Here is a 16,047-nt window from a genome sequence, read left to right as displayed (position 1 = left end):
GGGCCCCCCCCCCCCCCCCCCCCCCCCCGCAGCGGTGTCGCCGTTTGATCTGCCGCAACACCACCTATGGTATCGATATAGATAATCCACCCCATATTTTGTGCGTAAGCACGGGAGGGGTGCGATGCAGCAGAACATCCGGGGCGCGACGACTGTCGACGTCGAGTCGTCCATCAATGAATACCTGGACCGCAAGGACTGGCGGATTCACGCCAACGCCAACCAGGGGTATTCGCTGGGCGGCCTGATCCTCAATGTGGCCGGCAAGGTCACCGCCAACTACTGGCTTTCGCATGTCTACGCGCCCGAGGCTGGCGCCGCGCACCGGGAAGGCGACCTCCATATCCACGATCTCGACATGCTGTCCGGTTATTGCGCCGGCTGGTCGTTGCGCACTCTGCTGCATGAAGGCCTCAACGGCGTGCCGGGCAAGGTGGAAGCCGCGCCGCCGCGGCATATGTCGAGCGCGGTCGGGCAGATCGTGAATTTCCTGGGGACGATGCAGAACGAATGGGCGGGCGCGCAGGCCTTCTCGTCGTTCGACACCTATATGGCGCCCTTCATCCGCAAGGACGCGATGACGTACCCCGAGGTCAGGCAGCACATCCAGGAACTGATCTACAACCTCAACGTGCCGTCGCGCTGGGGCACGCAGACGCCGTTCACAAATCTGACGTTCGACTGGACATGTCCCGACGATCTCAAGGAACAGGTGCCCGTCATCGGCGGCGAGGAGATGCCGTTCCGCTATGGCGACCTGCAGGCGGAGATGGACATGATCAACCGTGCGTACATCGAGGTGATGACGCAGGGTGATGCCAAAGGGCGCGTCTTCACCTTCCCGATCCCCACCTACAACATCACGCCGGATTTCCCGTGGGAAAGCGAGAACGCCGCGCGGCTGTTCGAGATGACGGCGAAATACGGCCTGCCGTACTTCCAGAACTTCGTGAACTCGGACCTGACGCCCAATATGGTCAGGTCCATGTGCTGCCGCCTGCAACTGGATCTGCGTGAATTGCTCAAGCGCGGCAATGGTTTGTTCGGCAGTGCGGAGCAGACCGGGTCCCTGGGTGTGGTCACCATCAACTGCGCGCGCCTCGGTTATCTGTATCAAGGCGACGAAGCCGCACTGCTGAACCGGCTCGATTCACTGCTGGACATGGGCCGCGACACGCTGGAGGCCAAGCGCGAGCGTATCCAGCAACTGATGGACGAAGGGCTGTTCCCCTACACGAAGCGCTACCTGGGCACACTGCGCAATCATTTCTCGACGCTTGGCGTGAACGGCATCAACGAGATGATCCGCAATTTCTCGGGCGATGCGTACGACATCACTACGGAAGCCGGGCACGCGATGGCGGTGCGTCTGCTGGACCATGTGCGCGGGCGGATCGTCGAATTCCAGGAAGCCACGGGCCACATGTACAACCTGGAGGCCACGCCCGCGGAAGGCACCACGTATCGCTTCGCGCGTGAAGACCGCAAGCGCTGGCCCGACATCCTGCAGGCCGGCACGGCCGATCAGCCCTACTACACGAACTCGTCGCAGTTGCCCGTCGGCTTTACCGACGATCCATTCGAGGCGCTGGCGCGTCAGGAAGCCCTGCAATCGAAGTACACCGGGGGCACGGTCCTGCATCTCTACATGGGCGAGCGACTGTCCAGCGGCGAGGCCTGCAAGCGGATGGTGCGTCGCGCGCTGGAGTCGTTCCGGCTGCCTTACATCACGATCACGCCGACGTTCTCCGTCTGCCCCAAGCACGGCTATCTGGCCGGCGAACACCGCTTCTGCCCGAAGTGCGACGAGGACATTCTCGCGCGCAAACGCGCCGCGCTGGCGGCGTGAGGTTTCCCGATTTTCAACCCGACGTTTCGCACATAAGGAGCAACGCCATGACTGATCTCGCTGTCGCCCGCCATTTCTCGATCGAACCCGCACTGGCACTCAAGGACGAAGAGCGCCAACCCTGCGAAGTCTGGACCCGCGTGATGGGCTACCACCGTCCGGTGGCGAGCTTCAATACCGGCAAGAAAGGCGAGCATGCCGAGCGCACGTTCTTCGATGAGATTCGCTGCGCGGCCTGAGCCCATCGTGGCAGACCTGAAAGTCGGCGGCTTCACGCCGCTGACCAGCATCGACTTTCCCGGGCGGCTGGCCGCCGTGGTGTTCTGCCAGGGGTGCCCCTGGCGTTGCGACTACTGCCACAATCCGCACCTGATCCCGGTCGCCAGTCCGTCCGCGCGGGCCTGGGAAGACGTGCTGGCATTCCTGGCGCGGCGGCGCGGCCTGCTGGATGGCGTGGTGTTCTCCGGCGGCGAGCCCACGCTGCAGGCCGCGCTACCGGCCGCCATGCGCGATGTGCGGCAACTGGGTTTCGAGGTCGCCCTGCACACGGCTGGCATGTATCCGGACCGCCTGGAGGCCGCGCTGCCATGGGTCGACTGGGTTGGCTTCGATATCAAGGCGCCCGCGCACCGCTACGACCACGTGACCGGCACGCCCGGAAGCGCCACACGCGTGATGGACTCGCTGGAGCGTCTGGTGGCAAGCGGTGTCGCCCATGAATGTCGTACGACCTGGGACCCCGCGCTATTCGATGAGGCCGAATTGATGGCGCTGCTGCATACGCTGGCGGAGAAGGGGGTTCGACGCTGGTCGTTGCAAGTCTGCAATCGCGCCGGAATGCCGGTGCCGCACCCGGCGGGGATTGCAGACCGCATCGCAGCGGCGTGTCCGCGGATTGCCGTGCGAATGCCGGCCTGATTTACTCAGCCACGAAGCGTTGCCACGCGCCGGTTTCCTGACACACGCCAACCCTTTCGCAATGTAGTCGGACCTGCTCTTCGTCCAGATCGCGTGCGGTCGATACGTCGCTGTCGAACGCGATCTTGAGCGCCCGTGCCACGTGGGCATTCTCGATCGGCAACTCCCAGGTCAGGAATAGCTGGGTGCAATCCTGATTTGTCGGGAAGTCGGCGGTGTTGAAACGGCTGCTGTCGCGTGGAATCACTGCGTGAGGCTGGCAGGTATCGAAGATCAACACGGTGCCCCGCTGCAGCGGAACACGAAGATCCAGCAAGGGGAAGTGGACGTCCTGTCCCTTGTCCTCGCTCAGGAAGAGATTGCAGAATGCGGCGCCGCCATACTGGTCGCCGTCATGGTGATACCGCGCCCCGCGACAGACCATAAGCGCCACATCGCTCGCGGCCAGCACTTCAGGCAGGCCAAGCGTGCTCGCCCAATCCGAGACCGCACGCACGCAGTGCGAATAATCCGGCCAACGCGCGCGTGCCCGCGCCAGGGGCATGACTTCGACATCCCCCACTTCCAGGTTCATGTGATGTGAGATGTCGCGCGCCCAGTCTGCGGTCAGCCGGGCAGGGGGCTCTGGAATGTCGACGGTGCCGGAGAGCACGACGTCACTCACGCGCCGGCTGCGGATGGCGTCGCCACTCCAGTAGTAGGCGGTGAGGGAATCCTGAAGATGCGGTTGCGGGTGGCTGCGGCTCATAAGCTGCAGTGTAATGCGCGGGTCCCGATCGTCCCTCATTGCATCCGCGCCTCGAAAATGCCAATCATGCGCAGGGCCAGCGGCGAGAGATAGGCACCCGCCCGCGACATTACGCCTACGCGTCGGCCCAGGTCCAGGGCATCAGGCCGCAGTGCGATGGGGCGCAGGCCCGCCTGGGCGCCATTGCTGGTTGATCCCGCGATGCAGAGCATTTCGGTGCCGCGCACCAGATCGAAGAGGGCCGTGCTGCCGAAGTCGGTCTCCACGCGCAGGATCGGCGCGGGCAAGCCCAGTTCCGTGAAGGCGGCGTCGATCTGCTGGCGGATCAGCACGTGCGAGCTAGGCAGCAGCCACTGCTGGTCGGTCAGGTCCGCCAGCGTCAGGTTGCGTCGTCGTAGCAATGGATGATTTTCGTCGGCCACCACGGCCAGGCGGTCGGTGAACAGTTCACGCGACACCAGGGCCGGGTTTGCCTGACGCGGCAACGGGGCGATGGCCAGGTCGAGTTCGCCGGCCTGTAGCAGGTCCATCAACTCGCGCGCCACACGCATCGTCAGGCGCAGCCGTGCCACTGGCCGCTCGCGAATCAGTTGCCGGCACGCGCCCAGCACCAGCGCATTGGGCATCGAAGGGGAATAGCCGAGGCGCAGCATCCCTTGTTCGCCGGTCTGGATGCCGCGCATTTCCTTGATTGCGTCTTCATATTCCAGCCGGATCCGGCGTGCCCGTTCGAGAAAGACCGTCCCCGCCTGCGTGACGCGCATACCCAGTGTCGTGCGTTCGAACAGCGGTACGCCCAGTTGCGCCTCCACGCGCTGCACGGCCTTGGTAAGTGCCGGCTGGGTCATGTCCAGCGCCTCGGCGGCACGCCCGATGCCACCGTGGGCTTCTACAGCCAGCACGTATTCCAGATCGCGAGTCTCCATCTCACATTCCTGATGTTTATGACTTTATTCCAGTCAATGCATTGTAGTGATGCCCGTCATCTTACAGACTGGGCGCACAAACACCAGACAAGTTGCAAGGAGACATGCATGACGTTCGCCTACTTCCTCAGGCGCGCCGCTCGTTACTGGGGCGACAACCCGGCCGTGCTGTACCGGGATCGCGTGCTGACCTATCGCCAGCTCGACGAGCGTTCCACGCGGCTGGCGAACGCGCTGCTGGCGCTGGGCCTGACCCGCGGCGACCGCGTGGCGATCCAGGCGCGAAACTGTCCGGAGATCGTGGAGATCGAATGCGCGCTGTACAAGGCCGGGCTGGTCAAGGCCGCGCTGAATCCCCGCTTCACCGCCGAAGAGGCGTCGGATGTCGTGGAAAACTGCACGCCGCGCGTGATGATCGTCGGCCCCGGCTACACGAGATACCAGCGGGAATCGCGCGGGTTCGGCTGCGTGGAGCATTTCTTTGCGATTTCCGGGGCGGAGGGCCAATACGGTGCCTATGAAGCGCTGATCGATGGCGGGGCCACCGCCGCCATCGACTATGTGCCGCAGCCGGACGACCTCGCCGTGCTGCATTTCTCGTCGGGCTCCACCGGCAAGATCAAGGCGGCGATGCAGAGCTACGGCAACCGGCTGGCGTCGATGCGCAAGATGATCCTGGGCATGGATCGCCCCGCACGCCCGGGCGATCGCCTGGCGTTGATCGGGCCGATTACCCATGCGTCTGGCATGTTGATGCAGCCGTATCTGTTCCTTGGCGCCACCCTGGTCCTGTTTGAGAGGTTCGAGCCCGCGCACTTCCTGGCCGAGGTGCCGCGTCTGAAGCTGACGCACGTGTTCATGGTGCCGGCGATGATCAACCTGCTGCTGGCCGAGCCCACGCTGGGCACGGCAGACCTGCGTTGCCTGAAGACGCTGGCCTACGGCGCCGCGCCCATGGCGCCCGCACGCATTCGCGAGGCGTGGGAACGCATCGGTCCAATCCTGTCGCAAGGCTACGGCGCCAGCGAATCGACGTCCGGCGTTACCCGGCTATCCACGGCGGATCATGCCGAGGCACTCGCGCGGCATCCAGAGCGGCTGGCATCGTGCGGTCGCGCCATGGGGGAAACCGAAGTGCGGGTCGTCAATGAACGCGGCGAGGAGGTCAGCGACGACGAGATTGGCGAACTCGTGATTCGTGGCGAGGATGTGTTCCAGGGCTACTGGGGCGAGCCCGGTCTCACCAGCGAGGTGCTGATCGACGGCTGGCTGCACACCGGCGACCTGGCGCGGGTGGATGCCGATGGCTATCTGTACCTGGTCGATCGCAAGAAAGACATGATCATCTCGGGCGGCTTCAACGTGTACCCGACCGAAGTGGAAGCCACGCTGTACCAGCATCCGGACGTCATGGAGGCCTGCGTAATCAGCGTGCCCGATGAAACCTGGGGCGAAAGCGTCAAGGCCGTGGTGGCGCTGTGGCCGGGCCGGCAAGCCAGCGCATCGGAATTGATCGGCCATTGCCGCGCGCGCATCGCCGATTACAAGTCGCCGCGCACGGTCGATTTCGTGGCCGAGCTGCCCAAGAACGCAAGCGGAAAGCTGGCGCGCAAAGTCGTGCGGGAACAGTACTGGGTGGGCGCCAGCCGCCGCGTCAATTAAGGGACACATCATGTTCGATCATCTGACCAACCCCGTGCTGATGGAAACGCGCGTAGCGATCCAGCGCTTTATCGACGAGGAACTGCGGCCGTTGGAGCGCGAGCTGGATCTGGGCGCCGAAGACCCGTGGCCGCGCGAGGTGCTGCGCAACGTCTGGCGCCGTTCCAGCGAACTCGGGCTCTACGCGGCCTGTCTGCCCGTGGAACTGGGCGGCAAGGGTCTCAATATCGCGGAGCAGTGCGCGCTCAAGGCCGATCTGGCCGCCAGCGAGGCGGTGCTGGCGCCGCACGTGCTGGGTGATCTCGGCGGGCCGCCGCGCGTGGGCAACATGCTCAAGTACGCGACGCCCGACCAGATCGAACGCTACTTCCAGCCGGTCATTCGCGGAGAGAAGTCCACGTGCTTCGCGCTGACGGAGACGCATTCTGGCTCGGATGCGCAGAGCATTCGCACCAGTGCCGTCGTAGATGGCGATGATCTCGTTATCAACGGAGAGAAGCACTACATCAGCGGCGCGCCGTTCGCGGACTTTGCCATCGTGATGTGCGTGACCGATGCCGCCACCGCGCCACCGGCGATCACAGCGGTGCTCGTCGACCTTGATTTGCCCGGCGTGACCGTCAGCACCGAGTACGTACCGATGTCTGGCCAGCATATTGATGGCGATATCCGCTTCGAGAACGTGCGTGTGCCGCGTGCGAACATCTTCGGTGGCGAAGGACGTGGCTTCAAGCTCGGCATGTCGCGCATCAACGTCAACCGGCTGCTGCATTGTCCGTCGATGCTGGGGCTGGCCATGAGCGCGTACAAGGCGTCGGTACAGTACGCAGGCGCGCGCCGCCAGTTTGGCGGCCCGATCGCGCGTTTCCAGGCCATCCAGCACATGCTGGCCGATATGGCCGCTGCGCTGTGGGCGTGCGAGAGCATGATCGCGCAGACGGCGATGCTTGCCGATGCCGGCGCTGACCTGCGCATGAAGGCGGCGGCGTGCAAGCTGTTCGTGTCGGAGCGCTGCTTCGAGGTGGCGGACAAGGCGGTGCAGATTCACGGCAATGTGGGCGTGACGCGCGGCCATCCGGTGGAGCAGACCTGGCGCAAGCTCCGCATGTTCCGCATCTTCACGGGCACCAGCGAGATCCAGCGGAATACGATCGCCAAGGCGATTCTGGATCCCACTGGGGCATGACCATCTGGTCTGATCGGGTCTGACCTGACCGACGGGCCTTAACGCATTTGCGTGGCGACATTGCGATACAAGACAATGCGCCGCATGACAGGAGACAACCATGAATCGTCGTCAGTGGTTTGCCGCAGCAGGCGCCGTGGCCGGTGCCACGGCCTTGAGCGGCATGATGAGCCGCGTGGCCAGCGCAGCCGCACCCTATCCATCTCGCCCGATCCGGCTGATCGTGCCGTTTATCGCCGGGACCGCGCCCGACTCGATGGCCCGCACGATCTCCGCCGAACTGGCGCCCGTGCTGGGCCAGCCGCTGGTGGTGGAAAACATCGGTGGCGCGGGCGGCATCATCGGCGCTCGCGCGCTGAAGCGTGCCGAGCCGGATGGCTACACGCTCGGTGTGCTGGCCAATCAGCACGTGATCAACGTCCACCTGTATCGTGACCAGCCGTATGACGCGACCAAGGACTTCACCGCGATTTCGGCGCTGTCCGGCGGCCCGGTAGTGTTAGCCGTGCCGGCCTCGTCGCCATACAAGACAGCGCGTGACCTGATTGACGCAATGCGCCGGCAGCCGGATGGCTTGAACTATGGATCGGGCGGAAAGGGCAGTGTGTCGCACCTGGCAGTGGAGTCGCTGCTCCACCAGACGCGAACCAAGGCGGTTCACATCCCCTACAAGGGTGCCAGCGAAATCGTGACGGCGATGATGAGTGGGCAGACGCAGTTCGGCATGCCCGTTCTATCGACAGCGGCACCGTTCCTGCGCAACGGACAGCTTCGTTCGCTGGCGGTGTCGTCAGCCGCGCGGTCGATCTATTTTCCCGACGTGCCGACGCTGGCGGAATCGTTGCCGCCAGGCTTCGTGCTCGACAACTGGAGCGGCCTGTTTGCCCCGGCTGGCCTGCCAGCGCCGCTGACGAAGAAGTTGTTCGATGCCATGGCCGCGTTGCAGGCCAGTGGGAAACTCGATGCGTCGATGAAGGCAAACGCGGGAGAGATTCGCAGGAGCGCATCGCCCGCCGAATTCGCGCAGATGGTGGCTGCGGATAACGCCCGCTACGACAAGCTCATCGGCGAGATCGGGATGCGGGGGGAGGTGGGCTGAGACATCCGGCAGCCCGCGCACGCAGGCGCCGATGGTACGGACACCATCGCCACGCTCGGCGCTTGAACCGGGCTGACCGGATCTCCGGTCAGCGGGAAAGCGTGCTGTACCAGAAGGGCAGTGCCGCGGCGGCCATCGCCACGGCCAGCGGGGCGAGTTGGACCAGGCCGGCGAGCACTGCGTGTAGGGCGGATCGTTGTGACATGGCGGCGACGGAGTGAGAATGTCGTGGCATCATGCGCTGTCGAGCCTGAACCGCGCCTGAGCGCGGCGTTCAGCTTCTGTTCAGGCTTGCCCCCGCAACATGCGCCCCATGAATGCCTTGACACGCTGGCTGCGCCCCGCAGCGCACATCCTGATCCTCGTTGCCGCACTCGGCCCCTTTGGCGCCGCCGGCATCGCCCATGCCGATACCGATGCCGACCGCGCCCGCGAGGCGCTGCGCTCGGGTGAGATCCTGCCCCTGTCCCACATCCTCGAGACCGTCTCGAATCAGTACACGGGCGACGTCATCGACGTCAAGCTGGACCGCGATGACGGGATATGGACCTATGAAGTCAAGCTGCTGCTGCCGAACAGCGCGGTGGCCAAGCTCAAGTACGATGCCCGCAACGCGCGCCTGTTGAAGGCAAAGGGGCATGACCTCGACAAAGCCCGCAAGCCCTGACGACGATGCGCATCCTGCTGATCGAGGACGAAGCCACACTGGCGCGCCAGCTTGCCGATACGCTGTCTCAGGCAGGGTATGTGGTGGACCACGCGTCAGATGGCATCGACGCCGAGCATCTCGGTACCGAGAATCCCTATGATGCAGTCATTCTCGACCTGGGCCTGCCCAAGCTTGATGGCCTGACCGTGCTCAAGCGTTGGCGCCAGGCTGGCAACGGGGTGCCGGTGCTGATTCTGACCGCGCGCGACAGCTGGGTGGAAAAGGTGCAAGGCATCGACGCGGGCGCGGATGACTATCTCACCAAGCCGTTCCGTGCCGAGGAACTGCTGGCCCGTATTCGGGCGCTGATCCGTCGCTCCACCGGGCATACCTCGCCCGTTCTCGTCTGCGGCCCCGTCACGCTGGCGCCCGCCACTGGTCAGGTCAGTGTGGACGGATCGCCCATCGTCCTTACCGCCCACGAGTACAAGGTGCTCGATTACCTGATGCACCACCAGGGTGTGATCGTCAGCAAGACCACGCTGACCGAGCATATCTACGCGCAGGACCATGACCGCGATAGCAATACCATCGAGGTATTCGTCGGTCGCCTGCGACGCAAGCTGGGTGTCGACGTCATCGAAACGGTGCGTGGCCTCGGATACCGGCTGCGTCCGCCGGAACACGGCGCATGAAGCGGCCCACCATCGCGGGCAGGTTGCTGCTGATTGCCACGCTGTGGGTGGTCGGCACGCTATGCGCCACGGGCTGGGTGCTCGATACGCTGTTCGGGCGCCACGTCGACAAGACTTACGTGACCGAGCTGGACCGGGACCTGACCAGCCTTGCCGCCGCGCTCGAATGGAATGGCCACGGCCAGCTGGAATTGACGCGCCAGCCCGCAGATCCGCGCTTTGAACGGCCGTACTCGGGCGCCTACTGGCAGGCCGCGTCGGGCACGCAATCGCTACGGTCGCGGTCGCTGTGGGACATCGATATCCCCACGACGATCGAGCGCAAGATTCCGGCGGGAGACGCCGATATCCGGAACGGCCCGGAAGGCCAGTCGCTGCTGGTGAAGTCCCGCAGGCTGCAATTGACCGGGGATGACGCGTACGTCCAGATCACGGTGGCACTGGATCGCACCGAACTGCGGGACGCCAAACGGTCGTTCCGGCATCTGTTGTGGCTGTCACTCGGCATCCTTGGTGTGGGCATTCTCGGCGCCGTCTGGGCGCAGATCCGCTTTGGGCTGGCGCCGCTGAGCCGCCTGCGTGCGGCGGTGGCAAAGCTGCACGGCGGTGGCGACCCCACGTTGCAGGGAGTATGGCCGGCCGAAGTGAAGCCTCTCGTCGATGAGATCAACGCGCTTCTCAAACGCAATCACGATGCCGTGGAGCGGTCGCGCAGGCAGGCGGCGGATCTGGCCCACGCGGTCAAGACGCCGCTGGCGATCCTGGCCAACAGCGCCACGGCCTTGCCCGGTCCGCTCTCCCAGAGCGTGCTGCAGCAGGTGGACGCGATGCGCCAGCAGGTGGACCGGCATCTGTCGCGGGCCCGCGCAGTGGGTGCCGCCGGCGCGGGCGGGCGAAGCGTTGCGATCCGCCCGGCGGTCGAGGAACTCGCCCGCGCGCTCGTGCGGCTTCATGCGGGCAAGCCGATTGAAGTGAGTGTGGAAGGTAATGCCGACTTCTTTGGTGACAGGCAGGATCTTGTCGAGATGCTCGGCAACCTGCTGGACAACGCCTGGAAATGGGCGAACACGCATATCCGCGTGACGCTGGTATCGCAGGAATCGGAGATCGAGATCTGCGTCGACGACGATGGCCCGGGTATGCCCGCAAGCTCCATGCATCAGGCCATGCAACCCTTCTCCCGGCTGGACGAATCCGTCGAGGGCAGTGGGCTGGGCCTGTCTATCGTGCGCGATATCTGCGCGATGTACGACGGGGTGTTCGAACTGAAGCGCTCCTCGCTGGGCGGTCTGGCCGCGCGGATGCGGTTCCCCGCCGCAGGTGCCACGCCGTCGCAGCGCTGAACCGCTGAACCGCTGAACCGCTGAGCGGTGAGGGCGGCAGCCACCGACTGTTGATCCCTGGAACAGCCGGTGTTCCATTCTTGAACAGTCTCTCTCGTTGCCACCGGGGTGTATCGACTGGATTCCGGCTTGAACGGGCCACGGCGGAGGGTGGCCCGGGTTTTGCAAATAACGCATGGACGCCACGCAGAATCAGACCAGAACGCTGGCGTCGTCACTCATCCATCAGGAGACAGTCCATGCGTTACGCCCATCCCGGCACCCCTGGCGCCATCGTTTCGTTCAAGCCGCGCTACGGCAACTTCATCGGCGGCGAGTTCGTGCCGCCAGTCCAGGGCCAGTACTTCACCAACACCACGCCGGTGACCGGTGAGGCGATCGCCGAATTTCCGCGCTCGACCGCCGAGGACATTAACCTTGCGCTCGACGCCGCCCACGCCGCGGCTGGCGCCTGGGGCCGCACCGCGGTACAGGACCGCTCGCTGATCCTGCTGAAGATTGCCGACCGCATCGAGCAGAACCTCGAACTGCTGGCCGTTACCGAGACGTGGGACAACGGCAAGCCAGTGCGCGAGACGCTCAATGCCGATATCCCGCTGGCCGTGGACCATTTCCGCTACTTCGCCGGCTGCATCCGCGCGCAGGAAGGCTCGGCGGCCGAGCTGAACGAGCACACCGTGGCGTACCACATCCACGAACCGCTGGGCGTGGTGGGCCAGATCATCCCGTGGAACTTTCCCTTGCTGATGGCGGCATGGAAGCTGGCGCCCGCGCTGGCTGCTGGCAATTGCATCGTGCTCAAGCCGGCCGAGCAGACGCCGCTGGGGATCAACGTGCTGATGGAACTGATTGGCGACCTGCTGCCCCCGGGCGTGCTGAACGTGGTGCACGGCTTCGGCAAGGAGGCCGGAGAGGCACTGGCAACCAGCAAGCGCATTGCCAAGATCGCCTTCACTGGGTCGACCCCCGTCGGTTCGCACATTCTCAAATGCGCGGCCGAGAACATCATCCCTTCGACCGTGGAGCTGGGAGGCAAATCACCCAACATCTACTTCGAGGACATCATGCAGGCGGAGCCGAGCTTCATCGAGAAGGCGGCCGAAGGGCTGGTGCTAGGGTTCTTCAACCAGGGCGAGGTGTGCACGTGCCCGTCGCGCGCGCTGGTGCAGGAATCCATCTACAACCGCTTCATGGATGCCGTGATGACCAAGGTGGCCGCCATCAAGCGCGGCGATCCGCTCGACACCGAGACCATGGTCGGCGCGCAGGCGTCCGAGCAGCAGTACAACAAGATTCGCGGCTATCTGGAGATCGCCCGGGAAGAGGGCGCCGAATGCCTGGTCGGCGGCGATGTGGAGGTCATGCCGGGAAGCCTTGCCAAGGGCTACTACATCAAGCCGACGCTGCTCAAGGGCCGCAACGATATGCGCGTGTTCCAGGAGGAAATCTTCGGGCCCGTCATCGCCGTGACCACATTCAAGGATGAAGCGGAGGCCGTTCGGATCGCCAACGACACCGAGTACGGATTGGGCGCGGGGCTGTGGACGCGCGACATCAACCGCGCCTACCGTGTGGGCCGCGCCATCCAGGCGGGGCGCGTGTGGACTAACTGCTACCACCTGTATCCCGCTCACGCTGCTTTCGGCGGGTACAAGAAGTCGGGTGTGGGCCGCGAGACCCACAAGATGATGCTCGACCACTACCAGCAGACCAAGAACCTGCTGGTCAGCTACGACACGCAACCGCTGGGCTTCTTCTGAACTTCTGCTGATGGCTGGCGGGGGCGATTGCTTCCGCTCCCGCCATCGGGAAGGGCGGTTAGTCGCCCTGCGGCGACGGGCCGCCCGCTTCCTCGATTCTGCGGTAGACGGTATTGCGTGAAACGCCGAGCGCCTTGGCCGTCGCCGAGATATTGCCGTCGTGTGCCTTCAGCGCAGTCAGGATGGCCATGCTTTCGATGTCGGCGAGCCGACTGGGGCGAGTATCGTTTCCGTTCGGCTCCGCCGCGTGTCGCGCGCGCCAGTCTTCGAGGAAGTCGTCAGGCAGGTGGTCTTCCGTGATTTCTGGCGATCCCTCGGCCATCAGTTGCGCGGTGCGAAGCAGGTTGGCGAGCTGGCGGATATTGCCGGGCCAGTGGTAGCTGCGCAGCATCCGTGTCACTGGTTCGCTGAGCGGCAGCGCATTCGCATGGTTCTGTTGCAGCAGCCTCTGCGCCACGGCATCCAGGTCGTCACGCTCGCGCAACGCCGGCAGACGCACCACGAACCCATTCAGGCGGTAATACAGGTCCTCGCGGAATTGGCCGCTGGCCATCATCTCGCGCATGTTGCGGTGCGTGGCGCAAACCACGGCGACGTCGACCTGAATCAGCTTGTTGCTGCCCAGCGGCGACACCGTACGCTCCTGTAGCGCGCGCAGCAGGCGCGCCTGCAGATGCAGTGGCATATCGCCGATCTCGTCGAGGAACAGCGTGCCGCCGTTGGCCAGCACCATCTTGCCGATGCCGCCCTTTTTTCTCGCGCCCGTGAAGGCCCCCTCTTCGTAGCCAAACAGTTCGGACTCGATCAATGCCTCGGGAATCGACGCGCAGTTGACGGCGACGAATGGCCCGGCGCGGCGTGGGCTGTCGGCATGGATGGCACGGGCCAGCAACTCCTTGCCGGTGCCGGTCTCGCCCAGCACCATGATCGGAATGTCCTTGCCGATGACCTTGCGCAGCTTGCCAATGACGCTCTTGATCTGGGTGTCGCCAGTATCGAGGGCATCCAGACCGTCTGGCTGCGACGTCCCGTTGCCCGGTCGGCGTGCTGGCGCCGTATCGCGCTCGCGGGCCGCGTCGCCGCTTATGGTGGCGCGCGCGATCTGGCTGGCGGGACGTTTCCACTCGACGCGCGCGTACACCTTCACGCCGCTCGGCAGTTGCAATTGGACAGTGCCGGCGGGCGCGCCGCGTTCCGAATCGATCAACTGGGGCATCGACATGCCGAACAGCGAAGAGAAGGTATGCGCCTGCAAGGCCCCGATCGACAATTCCAGCTGGAAGACGCCGCTCCGGTTGGCGGAGAGAAAGCGCCCGGCAGGCGTGAAAGCGGCGATGCCTTCGACCAGCGTGCCGATGAACTCTGGCCGCGAGTGGAAGTGCACGCACACCACATCCTGGAAGGCATTGGCGAACAACTGGTTCTCGATCATCTGCGCCGACATGCGCACCAGGGCCATGGTGTGCTTGTGAAAGCCGCGATGATCGCCGGTGACGTCGAGCGCGCCGACGGTCCTGCCGTACGGGTCGAGGATCGGCGCGCAGGAGCAGGTGAGGAACCGGTTGGCTTCCAGGTAGTGCTCGGCGGCGTGGACCAGCGTGGGTCGACCCTCGGCCAGCGCCGTGCCGATGGCGTTGGTGCCCCGGCGTTCCTCGGACCACAGCGCGCCCGGCTGCAAGGCCACCTTGCTGGCCTTTGCCAGAAAGTCATCATCGCCAAGCGAATGCAGGATCAATCCAGCCGAGTCGGTCAGGATCACCATGCTTTGCGTGTTGACGATCTGGTTGTGGAGCGTCTCCATGACAGGTAACGCGTGGGTGAACAGCGACTGGCTGCGCTCGATCTGCGTCTTCAGCTCGCTTGGCCGCGCGGGGAGGAACTCGGGCGATTCATGGGGCCGCAGGCCATACGATTTCGAACGCTCGTGCGCTTGGGCGATCAGTCCGGGCTGATCGGTCTCCGGGGCCTCGCTGGACGTGCCGCCTCGCGAAGCGCGCCCGGCGGCGGCCACGTGGGAAATCATGGATGTCTCCTTTAAGTCGCCCCGTGTCCGTGCGCGTCTGGCCGGGGGATCGCCCGCAACCGTGCAGGCGAAGTGACGCCGCAGGCTGTGGACACGCACACATTACCCTAACTCGGCGCCGAATGGCGTCCGGATAATCCATTGCGGACTGGTGGTAACTGCGACGAGGCGCCGCGAAGCCGCATGCGCTCCGGAGACGGATTCGAGGCTATGCTGTCCGCTTTCCAGGGAGATGGCGAATGCGAGGCATCGTGGGCCAGGCAAGCAATAACAGTGCGGCGCGATCCGTGCTGCAACGGCTGCTGCCGTGGCTTTGCTTGGTTGCGGTGCTGGCTGCTCCCGGCGTGGCTGCGGCAATGGGTTTCAGGATCTATTACCAGCCACAGCTCAATATGAAAATGGTGGTCGGGGAGGGGCGGATCGAAGATGGTGACGCAAGGCGGTTTCAGTCGGCCGTGAAACGGGCCGATCGCGATGACGAAGGGTTGGTCGTGTTCATCCTGGATAGTCCGGGCGGGAATGTCGAGGCCGCCTTCCGCATGGTCGACGTCATGGACAAGGCGCACATCTATACCGTGGTCCCCAATGGCGCGAAATGCGCGTCCGCCTGTGCGTCGATCCTGTTCGCCTCGGGGGCGCGTCGGAGCGTTGTCGGCAGCGGCATGCTGGGCTTTCATAGCTGCTACCGTCACGAGGGCAATACCTATGCAGAGGACTCGCTCTGCAATGAGATCATCGCGGCAAACGCAATGCTGAGAGGCGTCAGCCACGCGGCCATCAATCGCTTCGTAGATAAGTATGGCGCTACCGAAATGGCATGGGTCGGCCCGAACATCGCTTGCAGGTCGCTGCAGGGGCTATGCAAGCCGGGGCGATTGGAGGGGCGGAGCGGCGCGAAGGATGCGCTCGCCCGGAGCTTTGGCTGCAGCAAGCTGACATCCGTCGCGGGGCAGCTCATATGCGGAGATGCGGAGCTGACCCGCGCCGACGACCAATTGGCGCGGATCTACGATCAGAAGATGAAGACATCGCCCAACAAGGCGCGGCTGCGGGCGGACCAACGGACGTGGCTCCGCGATTCGCGCAACGTGTGTGTGGACAAGGCCTGCCTGATGCGGAGCTATCAACGCCGCATTGACGAACTGCAGCGAGTGCGGTCGTAGGGACAGGCAGGGCGATGCCAATGCCG

Annotated in this window: 14 protein-coding genes; 11 read left to right on the top strand and 3 right to left on the bottom strand. The window is 64.6% G+C overall.

Features of this window, described 5'->3' with window-relative positions; genetic code table 11:
• Nucleotides 1–124 precede the first annotated feature (124 nt).
• From RN01_RS15915 to RN01_RS15905, 3 genes are read left to right on the top strand one after another with little or no spacing between them, the layout of a single operon-like run.
• Entirely contained in the window at nt 125–1,849 is a 1,725-nt protein-coding gene (locus RN01_RS15915; protein WP_024570949.1) for a ribonucleoside triphosphate reductase, read from the top strand.
• Between the two features lie 47 nt (nt 1,850–1,896).
• Entirely contained in the window at nt 1,897–2,088 is a 192-nt protein-coding gene (gene nrdD, locus RN01_RS15910) for an anaerobic ribonucleoside-triphosphate reductase (RefSeq protein WP_017512562.1), read from the top strand.
• Nucleotides 2,089–2,095: 7 nt separating this feature from the next.
• Entirely contained in the window at nt 2,096–2,767 is a 672-nt protein-coding gene (locus RN01_RS15905; protein ID WP_017512561.1) for an anaerobic ribonucleoside-triphosphate reductase activating protein, read from the top strand.
• A 1-nt stretch (nt 2,768) separates the two neighbouring features.
• Here RN01_RS15905 and RN01_RS15900 read toward each other — a convergent pair whose 3' ends face one another.
• Nucleotides 2,769–3,515 (bottom strand): hypothetical protein, encoded by a 747-nt coding sequence (locus tag RN01_RS15900; RefSeq protein WP_017512560.1) that lies wholly within the window; start codon nt 3,513–3,515, stop codon nt 2,769–2,771.
• A 35-nt stretch (nt 3,516–3,550) separates the two neighbouring features.
• A complete protein-coding gene (locus tag RN01_RS15895) occupies nt 3,551–4,441 on the bottom strand; it encodes a LysR family transcriptional regulator (protein WP_017512559.1) in 891 nt (296 codons plus the stop codon).
• A 108-nt stretch (nt 4,442–4,549) separates the two neighbouring features.
• On the opposite strand from RN01_RS15895, the gene RN01_RS15890 reads away from it, so the two are divergent.
• The 7 genes from RN01_RS15890 (at nt 4,550) to RN01_RS15860 (ending at nt 12,835) form a co-directional block, all read left to right on the top strand.
• Nucleotides 4,550–6,103, top strand: coding sequence for an AMP-binding protein (locus tag RN01_RS15890; RefSeq protein WP_017512558.1), 1,554 nt, complete (start codon nt 4,550–4,552; stop codon nt 6,101–6,103).
• A 10-nt stretch (nt 6,104–6,113) separates the two neighbouring features.
• A complete protein-coding gene (locus tag RN01_RS15885; RefSeq protein ID WP_017512557.1) occupies nt 6,114–7,289 on the top strand; it encodes an acyl-CoA dehydrogenase family protein in 1,176 nt (391 codons plus the stop codon).
• A gap of 100 nt (nt 7,290–7,389) precedes the next feature.
• On the top strand, nt 7,390–8,388 hold the full coding sequence (locus tag RN01_RS15880; protein ID WP_017512556.1) for a tripartite tricarboxylate transporter substrate-binding protein: 999 nt from the start codon (nt 7,390–7,392) through the stop codon (nt 8,386–8,388).
• A gap of 313 nt (nt 8,389–8,701) precedes the next feature.
• A complete protein-coding gene (locus RN01_RS15875; protein WP_017512555.1) occupies nt 8,702–9,055 on the top strand; it encodes a PepSY domain-containing protein in 354 nt (117 codons plus the stop codon).
• A gap of 5 nt (nt 9,056–9,060) precedes the next feature.
• On the top strand, nt 9,061–9,732 hold the full coding sequence (locus RN01_RS15870) for a response regulator transcription factor (protein WP_017512554.1): 672 nt from the start codon (nt 9,061–9,063) through the stop codon (nt 9,730–9,732).
• On the top strand, nt 9,729–11,075 hold the full coding sequence (locus RN01_RS15865; protein ID WP_017512553.1) for a sensor histidine kinase: 1,347 nt from the start codon (nt 9,729–9,731) through the stop codon (nt 11,073–11,075). Before RN01_RS15870 ends, RN01_RS15865 begins: the two co-directional genes overlap by 4 nt.
• A gap of 239 nt (nt 11,076–11,314) precedes the next feature.
• Entirely contained in the window at nt 11,315–12,835 is a 1,521-nt protein-coding gene (locus tag RN01_RS15860; RefSeq protein WP_024570950.1) for an aldehyde dehydrogenase family protein, read from the top strand.
• A 58-nt stretch (nt 12,836–12,893) separates the two neighbouring features.
• Here RN01_RS15860 and RN01_RS15855 read toward each other — a convergent pair whose 3' ends face one another.
• The gene (locus RN01_RS15855) at nt 12,894–14,858 is read right to left on the bottom strand and encodes a sigma-54-dependent Fis family transcriptional regulator (protein ID WP_024570951.1); all 1,965 of its coding nucleotides are present in this window, start codon (nt 14,856–14,858) and stop codon (nt 12,894–12,896) included.
• A 287-nt stretch (nt 14,859–15,145) separates the two neighbouring features.
• Between RN01_RS15855 and RN01_RS15850 the strand changes: the two genes are divergently transcribed.
• Nucleotides 15,146–16,021, top strand: coding sequence for a lysozyme inhibitor LprI family protein (locus tag RN01_RS15850; protein ID WP_223277369.1), 876 nt, complete (start codon nt 15,146–15,148; stop codon nt 16,019–16,021).
• Nucleotides 16,022–16,047: the final 26 nt, after the last annotated feature.

It is taken from the genome of Cupriavidus sp. SHE, assembly GCF_000812445.1.
GTDB classification, from domain to species: domain Bacteria; phylum Pseudomonadota; class Gammaproteobacteria; order Burkholderiales; family Burkholderiaceae; genus Cupriavidus; species Cupriavidus metallidurans.
The sequence above is the reverse complement of the archived record's forward strand: the minus strand, read 5'-3'. Positions and strand labels throughout refer to the sequence as shown.